At 64.0% G+C, this 19,881-nt stretch carries 17 protein-coding genes; 13 read left to right on the top strand and 4 right to left on the bottom strand.

The annotated features are described in order from the left end of the window. Nucleotides 1-255 precede the first annotated feature (255 nt). From J2808_RS07105 to J2808_RS07095, 3 genes are all read right to left on the bottom strand, one after another. Nucleotides 256-1,737 (bottom strand): APC family permease, encoded by a 1,482-nt coding sequence (locus tag J2808_RS07105; RefSeq protein ID WP_309813705.1) that lies wholly within the window; start codon nt 1,735-1,737, stop codon nt 256-258. 362 nt (nt 1,738-2,099) lie between these two features. Then, nucleotides 2,100-2,807, bottom strand: coding sequence for a cache domain-containing protein (locus J2808_RS07100; RefSeq protein ID WP_309813701.1), 708 nt, complete (start codon nt 2,805-2,807; stop codon nt 2,100-2,102). Then, a complete protein-coding gene (locus J2808_RS07095) occupies nt 2,804-3,565 on the bottom strand; it encodes a FadR/GntR family transcriptional regulator (protein ID WP_309813699.1) in 762 nt (253 codons plus the stop codon). The genes J2808_RS07100 and J2808_RS07095 overlap by 4 nt, the downstream gene beginning before the upstream one ends. Nucleotides 3,566-3,852: 287 nt before the next feature. Between J2808_RS07095 and hxlB the strand changes: the two genes are divergently transcribed. The 8 genes from hxlB (at nt 3,853) to J2808_RS07055 (ending at nt 12,499) form a co-directional block, all read left to right on the top strand. After that, complete coding sequence (gene hxlB, locus J2808_RS07090; RefSeq protein ID WP_309813694.1) at nt 3,853-4,452, top strand: 6-phospho-3-hexuloisomerase; 600 nt, start codon at nt 3,853-3,855, stop codon at nt 4,450-4,452. Between the two features lie 79 nt (nt 4,453-4,531). Next, complete coding sequence (gene hxlA / locus J2808_RS07085; RefSeq protein WP_164204622.1) at nt 4,532-5,155, top strand: 3-hexulose-6-phosphate synthase; 624 nt, start codon at nt 4,532-4,534, stop codon at nt 5,153-5,155. A gap of 236 nt (nt 5,156-5,391) precedes the next feature. Continuing rightward, the gene (locus J2808_RS07080) at nt 5,392-5,607 is read left to right on the top strand and encodes a hypothetical protein (protein WP_309813688.1); all 216 of its coding nucleotides are present in this window, start codon (nt 5,392-5,394) and stop codon (nt 5,605-5,607) included. A 45-nt stretch (nt 5,608-5,652) separates the two neighbouring features. Beyond that, nucleotides 5,653-7,221: a glucose-6-phosphate dehydrogenase gene (zwf, locus tag J2808_RS07075; RefSeq protein WP_309813685.1), complete on the top strand. Its 1,569-nt coding sequence runs from the start codon at nt 5,653-5,655 to the stop codon at nt 7,219-7,221. Further along, nucleotides 7,218-8,210: a glucose-6-phosphate dehydrogenase assembly protein OpcA gene (locus J2808_RS07070; RefSeq protein ID WP_309813683.1), complete on the top strand. Its 993-nt coding sequence runs from the start codon at nt 7,218-7,220 to the stop codon at nt 8,208-8,210. The genes zwf and J2808_RS07070 overlap by 4 nt, the downstream gene beginning before the upstream one ends. A gap of 105 nt (nt 8,211-8,315) precedes the next feature. Further along, entirely contained in the window at nt 8,316-9,422 is a 1,107-nt protein-coding gene (locus J2808_RS07065) for an S-(hydroxymethyl)mycothiol dehydrogenase (protein ID WP_309813680.1), read from the top strand. After that, nucleotides 9,419-10,039: an MBL fold metallo-hydrolase gene (locus tag J2808_RS07060; protein ID WP_309813676.1), complete on the top strand. Its 621-nt coding sequence runs from the start codon at nt 9,419-9,421 to the stop codon at nt 10,037-10,039. Before J2808_RS07065 ends, J2808_RS07060 begins: the two co-directional genes overlap by 4 nt. A gap of 108 nt (nt 10,040-10,147) precedes the next feature. After that, nucleotides 10,148-12,499, top strand: a complete 2,352-nt coding sequence (locus J2808_RS07055) for an FdhF/YdeP family oxidoreductase (RefSeq protein ID WP_309813672.1) — start codon at nt 10,148-10,150, stop codon at nt 12,497-12,499. Nucleotides 12,500-12,598: 99 nt separating this feature from the next. On the opposite strand, the gene J2808_RS07050 is transcribed toward J2808_RS07055, so the two are convergent. After that, entirely contained in the window at nt 12,599-13,867 is a 1,269-nt protein-coding gene (locus J2808_RS07050) for a helix-turn-helix transcriptional regulator (RefSeq protein WP_309814235.1), read from the bottom strand. Nucleotides 13,868-14,068: 201 nt separating this feature from the next. Here J2808_RS07050 and tkt point away from each other — a divergent pair, with 201 nt between their 5' ends. The 5 genes from tkt (at nt 14,069) to fbaA (ending at nt 19,805) form a co-directional block, all read left to right on the top strand. Further along, the gene (tkt, locus tag J2808_RS07045; RefSeq protein ID WP_309813669.1) at nt 14,069-16,222 is read left to right on the top strand and encodes a transketolase; all 2,154 of its coding nucleotides are present in this window, start codon (nt 14,069-14,071) and stop codon (nt 16,220-16,222) included. A gap of 112 nt (nt 16,223-16,334) precedes the next feature. Next, the gene (gene tal, locus J2808_RS07040; RefSeq protein WP_309813666.1) at nt 16,335-17,456 is read left to right on the top strand and encodes a transaldolase; all 1,122 of its coding nucleotides are present in this window, start codon (nt 16,335-16,337) and stop codon (nt 17,454-17,456) included. 34 nt (nt 17,457-17,490) lie between these two features. Next, entirely contained in the window at nt 17,491-18,207 is a 717-nt protein-coding gene (rpe, locus tag J2808_RS07035) for a ribulose-phosphate 3-epimerase (protein WP_309813664.1), read from the top strand. Nucleotides 18,208-18,217: 10 nt separating this feature from the next. Then, complete coding sequence (locus tag J2808_RS07030; RefSeq protein ID WP_309813661.1) at nt 18,218-18,691, top strand: ribose-5-phosphate isomerase; 474 nt, start codon at nt 18,218-18,220, stop codon at nt 18,689-18,691. A gap of 94 nt (nt 18,692-18,785) precedes the next feature. Beyond that, nucleotides 18,786-19,805: a class II fructose-bisphosphate aldolase gene (gene fbaA, locus J2808_RS07025; protein WP_309813659.1), complete on the top strand. Its 1,020-nt coding sequence runs from the start codon at nt 18,786-18,788 to the stop codon at nt 19,803-19,805. Nucleotides 19,806-19,881: the final 76 nt, after the last annotated feature.

Here is a 19,881-nt window from a genome sequence, read left to right as displayed (position 1 = left end):
CTTCCGGAGGACCGGCCTGGCGGACCTGCGTGAAATGTGATGTGAGTCACGCTTCCTACCCCACAAGCAAACCTACGGGACTTAATTCATCTAGTCCAGACTTTTTAAAAGTTAAGGCCAAAATTCTGTTTTATTTCTTCTTGGCGCGGTTGAGGGGCAGGGGTCCCCCGAGCGCACTCGCGGCGGATGCCGGGCCCTGGAAAGGCCCGGCATCCGCCGTGAAATATGCGTTGGAAAGCCCGGGTGTTGTCCTTGTCAGGGACCTGGAACCCTTTCAAGATCTCCGGCGTCCTCGTCCGAGGAGGGAGCGGTAGCTGCCTTGCCGTTTAATCGGCGGGATTCGCGCTGGGTATACAACCAGATGGGTATGTAAAGCGACAGTACGAGGAAGCCCACCCAGGTTGAAGTCCAGCCGACCTCCAGGCTGTTCAGGTACACCACGCCCACCAGGCACAGGGGCAGGTTGAAGAGGCCGAAGATCAGGGCAACCTTTTTCCAGCCCTTGGGCGCTTTGAAGGGCCGTTCCAGGTTTTTGAAGGAAGGGTGATTTTTGGCCCTGACATAGGCAAACAGGCTGATGCCGTTGGCGCAGGTGTAGCCGATCGCGGACGCCGCAAGGATTGCCGCCGGCGTTCCCATGGAAATCAGCACGAGGTTGAAGGCGCCGATGACCAGCATGGCAACAAACGGTGTACCCTGGCGGTTTGTTTTGCCGAACACCCTGGGCAGGTTGCCTTCACTCGACATGGAGTGCATGGCGCGGGAGGAGCCCAGGTAGGCCGTCTGGATGATGAGGATCATGGCGGCGATCAGCATGATGATGGTGACCATGGTGCCTGCTTGGCCGAAGACAGCCTGGGCCACTGGAATCAGCGGCGACAAGGGCTCGGCCAGTACGCCCTCAACTCCCAGCACGCCGATCACTGCAGATTGCACCAAAACAAACGAGAAGAAACAGATAATGCCGCAGGCATAGAGTGCTTTGGGAACGTCTCTCGACGGGTTTTTATACTCGGGACCGTAGATGGCTGCCGTTTCCCAGGCGCATGCACTCCACTGGGCGATCGCAAAGATGCCAAAGAGGATCAGGATGTGGTGCATGTCCCAGGCCCAATCGGCCGGCATCCAGCTGCCGGTGATATTTGAGAGCTCGACCTTCCCGGTGGCGAAGGGCGCTACGGTCAGGACAACCAGGGGTATAAGAGAGAACGCAGCCAGGACGTAACCCAGCTTGGCGCCATCCTTGAGGCCGAACCAGTTCACGACGAACAACCCGGTGAAAATCACCAAGCCGGAGATTAGCGCCAGCTGGTACTCGGTGAAGGTCTCGGCCAGCACGGGAAACAGCCCATGCAGGTAACCGCCCACCAGGATGGAAAAGATGGCCAGTACAGGGTTCCAGGCAAACCAGTAGCTCCAGGCGGAGAAGCCGCCGATCAGCTTGCCCTTGTCGTACTTGCCCTTGTAGTTCTCCGTCCGGAAGACGTGCTGTGCAAAGCCCGGCAGGCCGGATGCTTTGGGGAAGGTGGTGGCCATCTCGGCATAGGCGGTGCTCTGCATAAAACCCTGCAGGACCGATATTCCCCAGATGAGGATTGCAGCGGCAGACACGTACATCGGCAGGTAGCCCAAGGAGGGCAGAATCAGCAAGGGAACGCCCAGCGCAATTGCCAAACCCTGCTTCCAGTCGATCGACCTTTCCAGGTGATCGGTGCCCTCTAAACGATTTTCACTCATTGAATCTCCCTAAAACTACTGAAGTCGTCTCTGACTTCTTCGTTATGGAACTCGGTTTTGGATCCCCCGTTGGCGGTGAATGATCAGCTCTGTCCAGTCAGGCATGTAGTGCCGCGGCGACATGCTGCCGCGTGAAATTTCCGGACGGCGCGCGCCGGCGTGCAGGACGAGGAGGCTGCGGTGCTCAGGAGTGGACCCAACGGGCTATGCCGAAGGACTCATGACTGTTCTGCACTAACGCGATGTGAAGCAGATCACTCCCAGAGGTTACAGCTTAAAACCTCTATTGCGATAGCTTTTGTACACAATAAGTCTGGCCAGCGTCTTGCCGGTCTGCTCCGTTGGCAGCGCAGGTCCCGACGCTAGGCGATATAAATCAAGGAAAGCCCGAGGTGAGGGACGTCCAGGGCGGTCCGATGCTGATTGGGGTAGTCGGACTTTATCCGCTCACCGACAAGGTATAAACCGGAGTTGCCGAGAATGACGCGGTTGCTGGCGTTGACGAGGGCGGCGTCGGCCGAGATAGCGCGCAGGGTCGGCATGATGAGGGGTTCCAGGTCCTTGATCCTGATGTCGCAGGCAGCTACACCGGTGAACCGTCCCTGGACAGACAGCGGAGCCGCAAATGTCAGGATGTATTCCTCGAAGCCAAGGAAGTCCACATACGGCCCCCAGAGGCTCTGTTCACCTGTGGACGCGGCGGTGGAGAAAAACGGCAGCTTTTCATAGTCGTAGTAGCGGCTGCTGCCGGGAGTCACGTCCAGGTCGAGCCTCCCGACGGTGCCGTATTCCTTGCGGGCCCACCAGTCCAACGCCGGAAGCCCCGGCGCGAGGGTGTCCACCGCAAAGAACGTTCCGGCTCCGGCCGCAAAGGTATTCCGTGTCAGGAAGTCGCGGGGATATTCGTCCAACCCTGCCAGTGCAGCCACGTCGATGCCGGGCTTGCCGGCCAGATTTCCCTCCAGGAGCGAGGATATGTCGCTGGCGAGTTGATTCACCTCCGCGCAGACGCCGCTCAGCCAGGAAGAAAGGGTAGCGGCAGCGTGTGCGACTTCAGCGGCGGGCATCATTGACCATCCTGGGTTGATTGGGCGTAGCCGAGGGTGAGCTTCTTGTCGATGAGGTGGAAAATGTTCCGCCGGATGTGCTCAAGGACAAGGTTCTGGGCTTTCTCCGGCTGGTCCTGGGCAACTGCCCGGACCAGTTCCAAGTGTTCAGCGGTTGCCTGCTCAGGGTCAAATGCCACGGTGAGGGGAGTCCAAAGCTGCTGCACTGTTTCTTCCTGAAGCCGGATCTCGGCATTGGCAAGCCGTGGTGACTGTGCGGCGATGGCCATTTCGATGTGGAAGCGGCTATCCGCAGGTGCGCGCAGTTCAGGGGTATCGGCCAGGACCAATGCCCGGGCAAGTTCCTGCAGACGTTCGCAGTCATGTGCTTCGGCACGCTCACATGCGAGGCGGACGGTGGTGGCGGCGATGGCGGAATGTTCGTCACCGATGTCACGGATTTCGGAGATCGACGTCGAGAGGAACCAATCGCGTATCGCATCGGTCTGCGTACGCGGCTGGCTGACAACAAAAGTTCCACCGCTGCGGCCCCTGCGGGTCTCGACAACGCCGCTCTCACGCAGTTCCCCCAATGCTTCGCGGAGCGTGGCCCCGCCAACGCCAAACATTTCCGAGAGCGCCGCTTCGGGCGGCAGGCGTTCACCTACTTTGAGCAGTCCCAGGCCGATGGCCTTGGTAATTCTGTCCACAATCGCGTCGGCCCTCTCGATTTCCGGCAGGGACCGGTAGATCTGGGACTGGAATGAGGACGGCGAGGCCAAAAGTCTGCGCTCCGGGGAATGAGATATGGGGTGGTTCGATGACAAGGAGTCCGGACAACATCGGGAGGACTTAACTCGTTTCCCAGATTCTATGCAATAAATCCTTCAAAACTGCGGCTTTCCGGGACTTCCCACCCGACCTCTCTGGGAGCACCAATCCTTAAGTGTAGTTAGAACCGTCAGAAAACAGTGTTACCCCTGCCCGTTCCCTTCGGGAGTATGGATATCAACCAGAAAGCGTCGTTCGGCTGCAACAGGCCAACGACCGAACAGAAGGGGAAAACATCGTGACTACGACAGCAAGTGCAGTTCGTACCGGGTACAGCAGCACAGATGACATTGTCCGGAATCTCTCTCTTGTCAGGGACGAGATCTCGGACACGGCAGCCAAGATCGACGAACAGCAGATCGCCGACCTGGCCCGCCACCTCAGCCACCCTGGCCGCGTGTTCGTCGCCGGAGCGGGCCGGAGCGGCCTGGTCCTTCGCATGGCCGCCATGAGGCTGATGCACCTGGGCCTGAATGTCCACATCGCCGGTGACACCACCACCCCCGCAATCGCTTCCGGCGACCTGCTTCTGGTGGCCTCCGGATCGGGAACCACCTCGGGAGTAGTCAAGTCGGCCGAAACAGCCGCCAAGGCGGGAGCACGGATTGCCGCGTTCACCACCAACGCGAGTTCACCGCTTGCCGGCCTCGCCGACGCGCTGGTCATCATCCCCGCCGCCCAGAAGACCGACCACGGCTCCAGCGTTTCCCGCCAGTACTCAGGGTCCCTCTTTGAGCAGGTCCTGTTCCTCGCCACGGAAGCCCTCTTCCAGTCGCTGTGGGACAACACGGATGTACCTGCCGAGGAGCTCTGGCTTAGGCACGCAAACCTCGAGTAATCGAGACACAGATTTCACCAACCGCAGTACCTGCAAGTTTCAACACCAACCGCATTTCCCAACAGAAGGAAACATCATCATGAAGCTCCAAGTTGCTATCGACCTGCTGACCACCGAAGCCGCTCTCGAACTCGCCGGCCAGGTTGCCGAATTCGTTGACATCATCGAGCTGGGCACCCCGCTGATCAAGGCCGAAGGCCTCTCAGTCATCACGGCGATCAAGAACGCCCACCCGGACAAGGTTGTCTTCGCTGACCTCAAGACCATGGATGCCGGCGAGCTCGAAGCCGACATCGCGTTCAAGGCCGGCGCTGACCTGGTCACCGTGCTCGGTGCTGCCGATGACTCCACCATCGCCGGTGCCGTCAAGGCCGCCAAGGCCCACAACAAGGGTGTTGTCGTTGACCTCATCGGCATCGAGGACAAGGTAACCCGTGCCAAGGAAGTCCGCGCCCTGGGTGCGAAGTTCGTTGAGATGCACGCCGGCCTGGACGAGCAGGCAAAGCCCGGCTTCGACCTGAACGGTCTGCTCCGCGCCGGCGCAGAAGCCCGCGTTCCCTTCTCCGTGGCAGGCGGCGTGAAGCTCGCCACCATCGGAGACGTCCAGAAGGCCGGCGCCGATGTCGCCGTCGCCGGCGGCGCCATCTACGGTGCAGCCGACCCGGCACTGGCAGCCAAGCAGCTCCGCGCCGCCATCAACTAACCAGCCGGTTGACGGAGGCGTCCTGCACTCCCAACAGCCGCGGGACGCCACCTCCGGGCTGCAGGACCCTGCGATTGGGGCCTGCAGCCCGGAATGTCTTTCCTGTACTGCCCGCGGAGATACGTCACCGCGGGCAGTACGGTTCAGTGCTGAATCCGATTCCAAGAACACAGCACCCCAATGATGTGGGGTTGGCACATGGGCGCACTTAGACCCATGGGAAGGAACTGTTCATCATGCGTAGTCAGGCCACACACAATTTAGAAGTAGTTGTTACCGAGCCAAGCCGTCTCTACGAGTTGCTCGACGATGCCGAGGCCGCGCTCCGGCAGGTAGCCAGGCCCCACTGCTATTCCGGCATTCTGGTCACCCGCCATAATCCCAGCCGGTACACCCTCGCCCTCAGTGACACCGTTCCCTACGGGGAGACCCGCGAGCAGATCCTTTCCTAGCCGCCGGTCTGCGGCCGCACTACCCGTCGAAAGTTAGAAGCCACCATGTCACTTACCTACGTTGATTCAAATGCGAGGCCCGGGCACAAGTCTGGAGTCAATCCGCTCAGGGATCCGCGGGACCGCCGTCTGAACCGGATTGCCGGGCCGTCGTCGTTGGTGCTCTTTGGTGTCACGGGGGATCTTGCCCGGAAGAAGCTGATGCCGGCGGTGTATGACCTGGCGAACCGGGGGTTGTTGCCGCCGAGTTTCGCGTTGGTGGGGTTCGGCCGCCGTGCGTGGTCGGACGCGGATTTCGCCGCGGAGGTGAAGGCGTCGGTGCAGGCCTCTGCGCGGACCCCGTTTGATGAGGCGGTGTGGAACCAGCTCGCGGAGGGTATCCGTTTTGTCCGGGGCGAGTTCGATGACGATGACGCGTTCGAGCGGCTCGGCGGGGTCATCGATGAGCTTGATGAGGTCCGCGGCACGCGGGGGAACCACGCGTTTTATCTTTCGATCCCGCCGAAGGCGTTCGAGCAGGTCTGCCGGCAGCTGTCCAAGCATGGCCTGGCGCAGGCTGAGGGGGATAAGTGGCGGCGGGTGGTGATCGAGAAGCCGTTCGGTCATGACCTGGACTCGGCCCGGCAGCTCAACGACATTGTCGAGTCGGTGTTCCCGCCGGATGCGGTGTTCCGGATCGATCATTACCTGGGGAAGGAGACGGTGCAGAACATCCTGGCGCTGCGGTTCGCGAACCAGTTGTTTGAGCCGTTGTGGAACGCGAATTACGTGGACCATGTGCAGATCACGATGGCCGAGGACATCGGCACCGGCGGCCGGGCCGGGTATTACGACGGTGTGGGCGCGGCGCGGGATGTGATCCAGAACCACCTGTTGCAGTTGCTGGCGTTGACGGCGATGGAGGAGCCGATCTCCTTCAACGCGGACGATTTGCGGGCGGAGAAGGAAAAGGTCCTGGCCGCGGTGAAGCTCCCGGAGGATTTGTCGACGCATTCGGCCCGGGGGCAGTTCGCCGGCGGCTGGCAGGGCGGGGAACAGGTCCAGGGCTACCTGGACGAGGACGGGATCCCGGCGGATTCGAAGACCGAAACGTTCGCCGCGATCCGGGTGGATATCCATACCCGCCGCTGGGCCGGGGTGCCGTTTTACCTGCGGGCCGGTAAGCGCCTGGGCCGGCGGGTGACGGAGATCGCGGTGGTGTTCAAACGCGCCCCGAACCTGTTGTTCCGTGACCATGGCGAGGATGACTTTGGCCAGAACGCGGTGGTGATCCGGGTCCAGCCCGATGAGGGGGCGACGATCCGGTTCGGGTCCAAGGTCCCGGGCACGCAGATGGAAGTCCGGGACGTGACCATGGACTTCGGGTACGGGCATTCCTTCACCGAGTCCTCCCCGGAGGCGTATGAGCGGCTGATCCTGGACGTGCTCCTGGGGGAGCCGCCGCTGTTCCCGAGGCATGAGGAAGTGGAACTGTCCTGGAAGATCCTGGACCCGTTCGAAGACTACTGGGCGTCCCTGGACGGGCAGCCCGAACCCTACGCCCCGGGGTCCTGGGGCCCGGCGTCAGCTGATGAGCTGCTGGCCCGTGACGGACGAACCTGGAGAAGGCCATGATTGTTGACTTGCCGGACACCACCACCTCGAAGATCTCCAAGAAGATCATGTCCCTGCGCGAGCAGGGCGGCGTGATCGCCCTGGGCCGGGTCCTGACCCTGGTGGTCGTGACCCGGTCCGGGCTCGAGGAGGAAGCGATCGAGGCCGCGAACGAGGCCAGCCGGGAACACCCCTGCCGGATCATCGTCCTCGCCGACGCCGGCGCCCAGGCCCCGGACCGGCTCGACGCGCAGATCCGGGTCGGCGGGGACGCCGGCGCCTCCGAAGTCATCGTGCTGCGCGGCTACGGCGAACTCGCCCACGAGTCCGAGTCCCTGGTCGCGGCCCTGCTGCTCCCGGACGCCCCGATCGTGGCCTGGTGGCCGCACGGGGCACCGGAAAACGCCTGCGAAACCTCCGTCGGCAGGATCGCGCACCGCCGGATCACCGACTCCGCGAACGAACCGGACCCCCAGCGGGCCCTGGAGAACATCCGCAAAACCTACAAGGCCGGCGACACCGACCTCGCCTGGACCCGGCTGACGAACTGGCGGATCCAGCTCGCGGCCGTCCTGGACCAGGTAGACGGCTCCCCCGTCACCGCCGTCGCCGTCGAAGGCGCCTCCGACTCACCCTCGACCATCCTGCTTGCGGCTTGGCTGACCCTGGCCCTGGACGCCCCCGTGACCATCGTCGCGGACCCCGCCGGGACCGGCATCCGCCGGGTCCGGCTCACCCGGCCCGGCGGCGACGTCCAGCTCTTCCGGCCCGGACTCTCCATCGCCGAACTCACCCAACCCGGCCAGCCAGCCCAACGCATCTCCCTCCCACGCCGCAGCCTCAAAGACTGCCTCGCCGAAGAACTCCGCCGCCTCGACCCCGACGAAGTCTTCGGCGAAACAATCACCAGCCTTAATACCTCCACGATGCAGCAGGAAACCACCATGACCTTCACGTGCAGCGGGGAGCCCGGACGTAACCAGGACCGTCAGTCACTGATCGCCGTATAACGGGACCGGGCAACCGAGGACCAGGAACCCCAACGCGTCAGTTAGATTGGCACTTCGTGCCGATTCACCGGATCCGGCCGGATCCAGGAAAGGAACACAAGAATAATGGTCCACAAAGTACAGGCCGTCATCGCCAGGGAGAAGAATGCCCCGGTTTCGCTGGAGACTATTCTGGTCCCGGATCCGGGACCGGGGGAGGCTCTGGTGGACATTCTCACCTGCGGGGTCTGCCACACGGACCTGCACTACAAGCAGGGCGGGATCGGAGACGAGTTCCCCTACCTGCTGGGCCATGAGGCCACGGGTGTGGTCAGCGCCGTGGGTCCGGGCGTCACGCAGGTAGCGCCGGGCGACCGGGTGATCCTGAACTGGCGTGCCGTCTGTGGGGAGTGCCGCGCCTGCGCCAAGGGCCAGCCGCAGTACTGCTTTAACACCCATAACGCGACGCAGAAGATGACCCTCGAGGACGGTACGGAACTCTCGCCCGCGCTGGGCATCGGCGCCTTTGCGGAGAAGACCCTGGTGGCGGCCGGGCAGTGCACCAAGGTTGATGACGACGCCGATGCTGCCGCCGTCGGGCTGCTTGGCTGCGGCGTGATGGCCGGCATTGGTGCCGCCATCAACACCGGCGAGGTCAAGCGCGGCGAATCGGTGGCAGTGATCGGCTGCGGCGGCGTGGGCATCGCCGCGATCGCCGGGGCCAAGCTGGCGGGCGCCGCCACCATCATTGCGGTGGACATCGACGCGAACAAGGTGGACCTCGCCAAGTCCCTGGGCGCAACGCACGGCGTGGATTCCAGCAAGGAAGACCCCATCGAGGCCATCCGGGCCCTCACGGACGGCAACGGAGCGGACGTAGTGATTGACGCCGTCGGACGGCCCGAAACCTATAAACAGGCGTTCTACGCCCGCGACCTCGCCGGCCGCGTGGTGCTGGTGGGTGTCCCGACGCCGGGCATGTTGCTTGAGCTGCCCCTGCTGGACGTCTTTGGCCGGGGCGGGTCGCTGAAGTCCTCCTGGTACGGCGACTGCCTGCCCTCCCGTGATTTCCCCATGCTCGTGGCGCACTACAAGCAGGGCAACCTGGACCTGGACGCCTTCGTCACCGAGCGCATCACCATTGACGAGGTGGAGGAAGCCTTCGCCAAGATGCATGACGGCAAGGTCCTCCGATCGGTCGTCGAAATACAGTCCCAGAAGGAGCTCTCATGACAGTCACCATTGACAACCTGGTCACCTCAGGCACGTTCTCGCTCGACGGCGGCACCTGGGACGTGGACAACAACGTCTGGATCGTGGGCAACGACGATGAGTGCGTGATCATCGATTCCCCACACGACGCGGCAGCGATCATCAACCAGGTCCGCGGCAGGAAAGTCTTGGCCATCCTGCTGACCCACGCGCACAACGACCACATTGGCGCGGCGCGGGAAGTCGCGGCCGCTGTGGGCGCCCCGATCGTCCTGAACCCGGACGACCTGGTTCTCTGGAAGCAGGTATACCCGGATTCGGACCCGGACCGGTACCACGGTGACGGCGACGTGTTCGAGGTGGGCGGCACCGCGCTGTTGGCCATCCACACCCCGGGCCATTCCCCGGGCTCCACCTGCTTCTACCTCGAAAGCGAGGGAACGGTCTTCACGGGCGACACCCTCTTTAACGGTGGACCGGGAGCGACTGGACGCTCCTACAGCGACTATCCCACCATCCTGACGTCCATCAGGGCACGGCTTCTCACCCTCCCGCCGGAGACTGTGGTCCGCACCGGCCACGGCGACAACACCACCATTGGTGCCGAACGGGAAACTCTGGCTAAGGTTTCCCAATAAAGAAGGGTCTTGAACAGCAGGAACCCTTTGAGGCGCGCCAGCACAGCTGGCGCGCCTCAAAGGGTGTTTTGAACAGGAACGGCGTGAGCCGCAAAGGAAGTTGGAACAATGAAGTTCGGCAAGCAGCCCGCCCCCGTCGCGGACATCAACGAGGACAACCTCGAAGTCCACAAGCCCAAAACGGAAGCGGCCGGAGTCAAGGCCGTGATGGTGGCCCTCGAACGCGCCGTGGCCCAGGCGGGGGTGACCCGGACGGCGCAGTCCCTGCTGCGGCTGAACCAGCAGGGTGGCTTCGACTGCCCCGGCTGCGCCTGGCCGGAATCGGCCACGAAGCGCAAAGCGGCCGAGTTCTGTGAGAACGGGGCCAAGGCGGTGGCCGAGGAGAACACCCTCCGCACCGTCGGGGCCGAGTTCTGGGCCAAGCACTCCATTGCCGATCTCTCCGGGAAGACGGAGTATTGGCTGGGCAACCAGGGCCGGTTGAGCGAACCGGTAGTGATCCGTGAGGGGGAGTCCCACTATTCCCCGATCTCCTGGGCCGAGGCATTCGGACTCATTGGGGAACACGTCCGCGCCTCCACTCCGGACCGCTGCGTCTTCTACACCTCCGGGCGGACCGCGAACGAGACGGCGTTTATGTACCAGCTGTTCGCCCGCGCCCTGGGCACCAACAACCTGCCGGACTGTTCCAACATGTGCCACGAGTCCTCCGGCTCGGCGCTGAACCCGACCATCGGCATCGGCAAGGGCACCGTGTCCCTGGAGGACATCCACGACTCCGAGCTCATCTTCGTGGTGGGCCAGAACCCCGGCACCAACCACCCCCGGATGCTCTCCGCCCTGAAGGAATGTAAGGACAAGGGCGGCAAGGTGGTGGCCGTCAACCCGCTGCCGGAGGCCGGACTGTTCAACTTCAAGGATCCGCAAACCGTCTCGGGCGTGGTGGGCGGCGGAACGCCGCTGGCCGATGAGTACCTCCAGATCAAGGTAGGCGGTGACCTGGCACTGTTCCAGGCACTGGGCCACCTGCTCCTGGCGGAAGAAGAACGCAACCCGGGCACCGTCGTCGACCGTTCCTTTGTCGACGCGCAGACCGACGGGTTCGATGCCTACAGCGACGCCCGCCGGGAGCTGGACTGGGAGGAAACCGAGAAGGCCACCGGTCTGTCCCGCGAACAGATCGAGACCGTGGCCGGGATGCTCATCAGGTCCAAGGCCACCATCTTCTGCTGGGCCCTCGGCGTCACGCAGCAGCCGCACTCGGTGGACACCATCAAGGAAATGGTCAACGTCCTGCTGCTGCAGGGCAACTTCGGCAAGCCAGGTGCCGGGGCCTGCCCGGTCCGCGGACACTCCAACGTCCAGGGCGACAGGACCATGGGCATCTGGGAAAAACCCAAGGAATGGCTGCTGGAGGCGCTGGACACCGAGTTCGCGATCACCTCGCCCCGGCACCACGGGTATGACGCCGTGGAAGCGATGGAGGCGTTCGAACGCAACGAAGTGGACGTCTTCGTGTCCATGGGCGGCAACTTCTCACTGGCCTGTTCCGACACCGAAACCCTGGAAGCGGGCATGCAGCGGATCGGCCTGACGGTGCACATCTCCACCAAGCCCAACCGGTCCCACATTGTGCACGGGCGCACCTCGCTGATCCTGCCCACGCTGGGCCGGACGGACAAGGACGACAAACACCCCAAGGGCGCGCAGTTCCTGTCCGTGGAGGACTCCATGTCCGTGGTCCACTCCACCCAGGGCAGGCTGGCGCCGGTGTCCGAGCACCTGCTCGCCGAACCGGTCATCGTCGCGCGGATGGCCGAGGCGACGTTCGGGCCGGACCACTCCGTGGACTGGAAAGCCATGGCCGAGGACTACGACGTGGTCCGAGACCACATCTCCCGTGTCCTGCCCGGCTTCGAGGACTTCAACACCAGGGTCCGGACCAAAAACGGCTTCGTGCTGCCCAACCCGCCGCGCGACACCCGGTCCTTCAAGACGGACATCGGCCGCGGCCGCTTCACGGTCAGCCCGCTGGAATACCTGACCCCGCCGGATGGGCACCTGGTGCTGCAGACCATCCGCAGCCATGACCAGTACAACACCACCTTCTACGGCCTGGACGACCGGTACCGCGGCATCTCGGGCGGCCGGCGCGTGATTCTGGTGCACCCTGAAGACCTGGCAGAGCTTGGCTTCAAGGACCGGGACCTCGTGGACGTGGTCAGCACCTTCCGCGGCCACGACCGGCAGGCGGACAAGTTCCGCCTCGTTGCCTACCCGACGGCGAAGGGCTGCGCAGCCGCGTACTTCCCCGAAGCCAACGCCCTGGTCCACAAGGAAAATGTCGCCAGGGAATCCAACACCCCCGGCTTCAAGGCAATGTTCGTCCGGTTTGTGCCGCACCCGGCGGAGCCGGGATCAGCCGAAGAATCCGCTTCGCTTGCGGCTGCCACTGCTTAGGGCATACCCGGTGGTTGAGCCTGTCGAAACCCGGTCGCTGGTTGACCTTGGTTTCGACAGGCTCAACCACCGTTGGGCGGTCGGCGCTGGCCTGCTCGGTCACCGGAGTCCGTGGCTGTGTGCCAGTGCGATGGCCTCGGTGCGTGACCCGACCTCAAGCTTCCTGAACAGGTTTCGCACGTGGAACTTGACCGTGTTCTCGCTGATGCCCAGTGTTGAGGCGATGGTCCTGTTGCGGTGCCCGGCAACAAGGTGCTCCAGCACCTCGAGCTCCCGGGCGGCGAGATCCCAGCCGGCGACATCGCCAGCCGGGCTCGTCTTCTGCAGGTCCAGGGGGAGGGTAACAAAAACGTCCGCACCCCAGCCCGGCATAACATCGATCCGCAGTGTTCCGGTGAGCGCCTGGACCCGGCGATCCAGGCGGGCGATGCTCGGCGCGTCGGCTTTGAGTGCACCCCGGCCGTCGTCGCGGACGTTGATCAGCAGGTTTTCGCCGTCGCAGTCCCACTGCGTCCGCACCCTGCTGACATCCGGTTGTTCCGTCATGGCCAGCACAAGTCCGCGGACGATCGCCCGGGCCGCGTGGGCTACTTCGCCTGGCAGGGCCCTTCCGTTGAGCGGCGGTTCGATGAATTCGATCTCGATGCCGCTGTAGCGTGTGAGCGGCCGCAGGTCCTCCCGCAGGCGTTCGAAGGCCTTGGCGACGGGCTCCTTCACCAGGTCTGTTGTGCGGTCGCTGTGTGTCCGGAGCCCGATCAAAGCCTTGGCGGTGAGGTCGGTGACGGTGGTGCGGGCTGCTGCATCCTCCAAGGAGGATGACCGCAGGGCTGCCAGGAGAGTCTCCAAGGTGGTGGAGTGCAGATCGGTCAGTTCCGCCGTCACGCGGAGGCGTTCAGCGGATGCCGCCCGCGATTCGAGCAGGTACGACGGCGGCGCATCGGCCACTTTCTCCCGGATCCGCCGCGCAGTAAGGCGCCACAGATAGGTCACCAGTTCCAGCCCGGCGCTGCGCCCCGGATCGGCAGGGGGATCGGTGAGGATGAGGAGGGCGTTGCTGGAGGCATGCTTCAGGGCGAGCACGGGGCGGGGCCGGCCGGCGACTTCGGCTTCCCCGAACCAGGGTGTCTCATCCGAAAGGGTAGCGCGAAGCGTGTCCAGCTCGGTGATGGAGACCCGGGAAATGATGTCCTCATCGCCGGCCTTCTTCTGCGGCCGGCCTGTGCAGTCTTCCGTGAAGATCACCAAGGCGCTGCTTCCCATGTAGGGCAGCGTGGCATCACGCAGGCGTTCTGCTATCTGGGCGAGGGGGGCATCGGCCAAGGCTGCCACGCTCTGTAACAGCGGCCACGGCAGGTCTGGAAGAGGCATGGTGGATTCCTTCACGGGCTGATGGGCGACGTTGCTCATCCGGACAGCCTACCCGTGCGGAAGCGACCGTCCAACCCAAAAGGGTAGTAAGAACCGTCAGAAAACAGTGTTACCCCTGCCCATTTGGTTCGCAATCATGGATATCAACCAGAAAGCATCCGTCCGGCCGCTCCAGGCCGACCAGATCCAAAAGGACAAACCGTGAACCCGACAACAAATGTGACGCTCCCCGGCGCAGGCACTGCAGCAACACTCAACTGGACGCCCGCAGACGACCGCGCAGTGGACACCGCCCGTGTTCTGGCTGCGGACGCTGTGGAAAAGGTTGGCAACGGCCACCCCGGCACGGCCATGAGCCTGGCCCCGGCCGCGTACCTTCTTTTCCAGAAGCTGATGCGCCACGATCCCCGTGACCCGGACTGGCTGGGACGTGACCGGTTCATCCTGTCACCGGGCCACTCCTCGCTGACGCTTTACATCCAGCTGTTCCTCTCCGGCTACGGCCTGGAACTGGACGACCTCAAGGCGCTCCGCACCTGGGATTCGCTGACCCCGGGCCACCCCGAGTACAAGCACACCGCCGGTGTGGAGATCACCACCGGTCCGCTGGGCCAGGGCCTGGCCTCCTCGGTGGGCTTTGCTTACTCCCAGCGCCGGATGCGCGGCCTGTTCGACGCCGATGCTGCCGAGGGCACGTCCCCGTTTGACCACACCATCTGGGTCATTGCCTCCGACGGCGATATCCAGGAAGGCGTGACCTCCGAGGCTTCCTCGCTGGCCGGGCACCAGGAACTGGGCAACCTCGTGGTGGTCTACGACGAGAACCACATCTCCATCGAGGACGACACCGACATCTCCTTCACCGAGGATGTCCTCAAGCGCTACGAGGCCTACGGCTGGCACACCCAGCGCGTGGACTGGACCGAGACGGGCGAATACGTCGAAGACGTCCAGGAGCTCTACTCGGCCCTGCTCGCCGCGAAGGCAGAGACGTCCAAGCCGTCCATCATTTCGCTGCGCACCATCATCGGGTACCCGGCACCGAAGAAGCAGAACACCGGCAAGATCCACGGCTCAGCCCTCGGCGCCGACGAGGTGGCTGGCCTGAAGTCTGTGCTCGGCTTCGACCCGGAGAAGTCCTTCGAGGTGGACCAGGACGTCCTGGCCCACGCCCGTGCCGTGGTTGACCGCGGTGCCGCGGCCCGCAGCGAATGGGATTCCTCGTTCGAGGCATGGCAGCAGGCCAACCCGGAGGGCGCTGCCCTGCTGGAGCGGATCGAAGCCAAGAAGCTACCCGCCGGAATCGACGCGGCCCTGCCGGTGTTCGAAGCCGGCAAGGATGTCTCCACCCGTGCAGCGTCGGGCAAGGTGCTCAACGCGCTGGGCCCGGTCATGCCAGAGCTGTGGGGCGGTTCGGCTGACCTCGCCGAATCCAACAACACCACCATCGAAGGATCGGCGTCGTTCATCCCGGTCTCCCGCTCCACCGATGCGTGGAAGGGTAATCCCTACGGCCGCGTCCTGCACTTCGGCATCCGTGAGCACGCCGCGGCCTCGATCGTGAACGGCATCTCGCTGCACGGCCGGACCCGCGCGTTCTCCGGTACGTTCCTGATCTTCAGCGACTACCAGCGCCCGGCCATCCGCCTCTCCGCCCTGATGGGTGTCCCGTCCATCTACGTGTGGTCCCACGACTCCATTGGCCTGGGCGAGGACGGCCCCACCCACCAGCCGGTGGAGCAGCTCTCCACCCTCCGGGCCATCGTGGGCCTGGACGTGGTCCGCCCCGGCGACGCGAACGAGGTGGGCATAGCGTGGAAGACCATGCTGGAGAACCACGACAACCCGGCCGGCATCGTCCTGACCCGTCAGAACGTCCCCACCTTCGCCCGCGGTAATGGTGCAGCACAGGGTGACACCTTTGCTTCCCCGGCGGGTGTGGCCAAGGGCGGCTACGTGCTGGCCGAAGCATCCAGGGACGGCGCAACCGTTCCGGCCGATGTGCTGCTGATCGCTACCGGCTCCGAGGTCCAGCTGGCCGTCCAGGCCCGCGAAGCTCTCCAGGCTGAAGGCATCGCTGCCCGCGTCGTCTCGATGCCGTGTGTTGAGTGGTTCAACAAGCAGGACGCCGCCTACCGCGAGTCCGTGCTTCCCGCCGCCGTCAAGGCCCGCGTCTCCGTCGAGGCCGGCCTGGCACTGGGCTGGAAGGAATTCGTTGGCGACGCTGGCCGCTCCATCTCGCTCGAGCACTACGGTGCTTCGGCAGACTACAAGCGCCTGTTCCAGGAGTTCGGCATCACCGCGGAGGCAGTCGCCGCCGCCGCCAAGGACTCCCTGGCCGCTGCCCGCAGCTGACCTTTTTACCTGTACTGCGGCCGGCGCCGCGGGACGGCCTCATGGGGGACGTCCCGCGGCGCGGCCGCGAACTGTCACCAGTCCACAATTTTTGAAGGAAGAAGCAGAAGCCATGACCAACGCAACCCCCACCGCCCAGCTCTCCGACGCCGGCGTGTCCATCTGGCTCGATGACCTCTCGCGTGAGCGTCTCTCCAGCGGCAGCCTGCAGAAGCTCATCGACGAGAAGAATGTGGTTGGTGTGACCACCAACCCGTCCATCTTCCAGGCCGCGATCACCTCCGGCTCGGACTACGACGCAAAGATCGCCGAACTTGCCGCGCAGGGCGCCGGCGTCGAGGAGACCATCTTCGAAATCACCACCACCGACGTCGCCGACGCCTGCGACCTGTTCGCGCCGATTGCCGCCGCCACCAACGGCGTGGACGGCCGTGTCTCCATCGAGGTCGATCCCCGCCTGGCCTGGGACACCGAAGGCACCATTGTTGAGGCCAAGAACCTCTACAAGAAGGTGGACAAGGACAACGTCCTCATCAAGATCCCGGCGACCCTTGAAGGCCTGGAAGCGATCACCGCTACCCTCGCCGAGGGCATCAGCGTCAACGTGACCCTGATCTTCTCGCTCGAGCGCTACCGGGCCGTCATCAATGCTTTCCAGTCCGGCCTGGAGCAGGCCAAGGAAAACGGCCACGACCTGTCCAGGATCCACTCGGTGGCCTCGTTCTTCGTCTCCCGCGTGGACTCCGAAATCGACAAGCGCCTGGATGCCCTCGGCACCACCGACGCCAAGGCCCTGAAGGGCAAGGCCGGTGTGGCCAACGCCCGCCTGGCCTACCAGGTCTACGAACAGCTCTTCTCGACCGATCGCTGGGAGGTCCTGGCCGAAGCCGGCGCCCGCCCGCAGCGTCCACTGTGGGCCTCCACCGGTGTCAAGGACCCGGCCTACCCCGACACCCTGTACGTGACCGGACTGGCTGCTGCCGACGTCGTCAACACCATGCCGGAGAAGACGCTGGACGCGACGTTCGACCACGGCGTGGTCACCGGGGACACCATCACCGGCACCTATGCCGAGTCCAAGGCCGTGCTGTACGCACTGGACGCCCTGGGCATCTCCTACAACGAGGTGGTTGCCCTCCTCGAATCCGAGGGCCTGGACAAGTTCGTGGCCAGCTGGAAGGAACTGCTGGCCGACGTCGAAGGCGCCCTCGCCACAGCACGGAAGGCATCCTGACCCGAGTTCTGACCGCTACCGAAAGGCAGACATCATGTCCGCATCACCTCTGAACTGCTGCATCAACCCCAGCATCCTCTCGGCCGACTTCGTCAATCTCGAGGCCGAGCTCGCCCGCATCAGCAATGCCGATGCCGTGCACGTGGATGTCATGGACAACCACTTTGTGCCAAATCTGACCATCGGGCTGCCTGTTGTGGAACGGCTGCAGAAGGTCAGCCCGGTCCCGTTGGACGCCCACCTGATGATTGCCAACGTGGACCGCTGGGCTCCGCTGTACGCCGACGCCGGCCTGAGCTCAGTGACCTTCCACGTGGAGGCATCAGATGCCCCCATTAAACTCGCCCGGGAACTCCGTGCCCGCGGGGCCAAGGCGGGCATGGCACTTCGCCCGGCCACCCCGGTGGAACCGTACCTGGACATGCTCCCCGAACTGGACATGCTGTTGATCATGACTGTGGAGCCGGGCTTTGGCGGCCAAGCGTTCCTGGACGTTATGCTGCCGAAGATCCGCCGCGCCCGGGCTGCGGTTGAGGGGTCGGGGGTGAACGTGGCCATCCAGGTGGACGGCGGCATCACGGAGGAAACCATCACCCGTGCCGCGGAGGCCGGTGCCAACGTCTTTGTGGCCGGGTCCGCTGTGTACGGCAAGCCCTCTCCGGCGGATGCCATCGAGTCACTGCGCACGAACGGGCAGCTCGCCTTCGGCCGGCCTCTTCACCGCAACAACACCGCACACCAACCAGTCTGAAGGGCCACACATGCGCGTTCACATCGCAACCGACCACGCCGGGATGGAGCTAAGCTCCTACCTCATTACTGCGCTGTCTGCCAGCGGCTACGAGATGATAGACCACGGGCCGGCCGCCTATGACGCCGAGGACGACTACCCGTCGTTCTGTATTAACGCAGCATCTGCCGTTGTTGCCGACCAGGCCGCTGGCGTGGACGCCCTCGGGATAGTGCTGGGCGGGTCCGGCAACGGCGAGCAGATCGCCGCGAACAAGGTCAAGGGCGTCCGTGCGGCCTTGGCATGGAACCTGGACACGGCCAAGCTGGCCCGCGAACACAACAACGCCAACGTGGTGGCAGTGGGCGGGCGGCAGCACACCGTTCAGGAGGCCACCGAACTGATCGAGGCGTTCCTGGCAGAACCATTCAGCAAGGCCGAGCGCCACGAGCGCCGCATCGGCAAGATCGCCACTTACGAAACCACCGGCGAGGTGGCCGAGTAAAAGCCCGGCTGCGTCATAGCCCCGTCCCATGCGGCGGGGCTATGACGCGGCCGCTTTCTTTTTAAGACCAAAATCCAACAGCATAGGAGTCAGCATGCCCACTGCAACCCCAGAGATTTACTCCGAGATGATTGACCGTGCCAAGGCCGGCGGCTATGCATTCCCGGCCGTCAACGTCACCTCCTCGCAGACGCTGAACGCCGCGCTGCGCGGCTTCGCCGAGGCGGAGTCCGATGGCATTGTCCAGGTATCCACCGGCGGTGCCGCGTACTGGTCCGGCGCTGCCACCAAGGACATGGTGGCCGGTTCGCTCGGCTTCGCCGCGTTTGCCCGCGAAGTGGCGAAGAACTACGGCGTGAACATCGCCCTCCATACGGACCACTGCCCCAAGGACAAGCTGGACGGCTTTGTCCTGCCGCTGCTGGCGGCGTCGGAGGCCGAGGTCAAGGCTGGCCGCAACCCGATTTTCAACTCGCACATGTGGGACGGTTCGCACGAGCCGCTGAACGAGAACCTGAGCACCGCACGCGAACTGCTGGAGCGCACCGCTGCCGCGAAGATGATCCTCGAAGTTGAAATCGGCATTGTCGGCGGCGAGGAAGACGGCGTGGAGAACGCCATCAACGACAAGCTGTACACCACGGTGGAGGATGCCCTGGCCACCATCGAGGCCCTCGGCGCCGGTGAGAACGGCCGTTACATCACGGCCCTGACCTTCGGGAACGTGCACGGGGTGTACAAGCCCGGTGGCGTGAAGCTGCGCCCGGAGATCCTCAAGGACATCCAGGCACAGGTGGGAGCCAGGCTCGGCAAGGACAGCCCGTTCGACCTCGTGTTCCACGGCGGCTCCGGCTCCTCGGACCAGGAGATCGCCGACGCCGTCTCCTACGGTGTGATCAAGATGAACATCGACACCGACACCCAGTATGCCTACACCCGTCCGGTGGTGGACCACATGTTCAAGAACTACTCCGGCGTGCTGAAGGTCGACGGCGAGGTGGGCAACAAGAAGCTCTACGATCCGCGCGTCTGGGGCGCCTCCGCCGAGGCCGGCCTGTCCGCCCGCGTTGCCGAGGCAACCAAGCAGCTCGGCTCCGCAGGGAAGACGTTCTGACGCATCGGCCTGGTTGCCAAGAGAGATGAATGGGCGGCTCCTGATATCAGTTTCGGGAGCCGCTCATTTGTGTCCC

This window comes from Pseudarthrobacter sulfonivorans, from assembly GCF_031454915.1.
Classification (GTDB): domain Bacteria; phylum Actinomycetota; class Actinomycetes; order Actinomycetales; family Micrococcaceae; genus Arthrobacter; species Arthrobacter sulfonivorans_C.
This window is presented reverse-complemented; position numbering and strand designations above follow the sequence as displayed.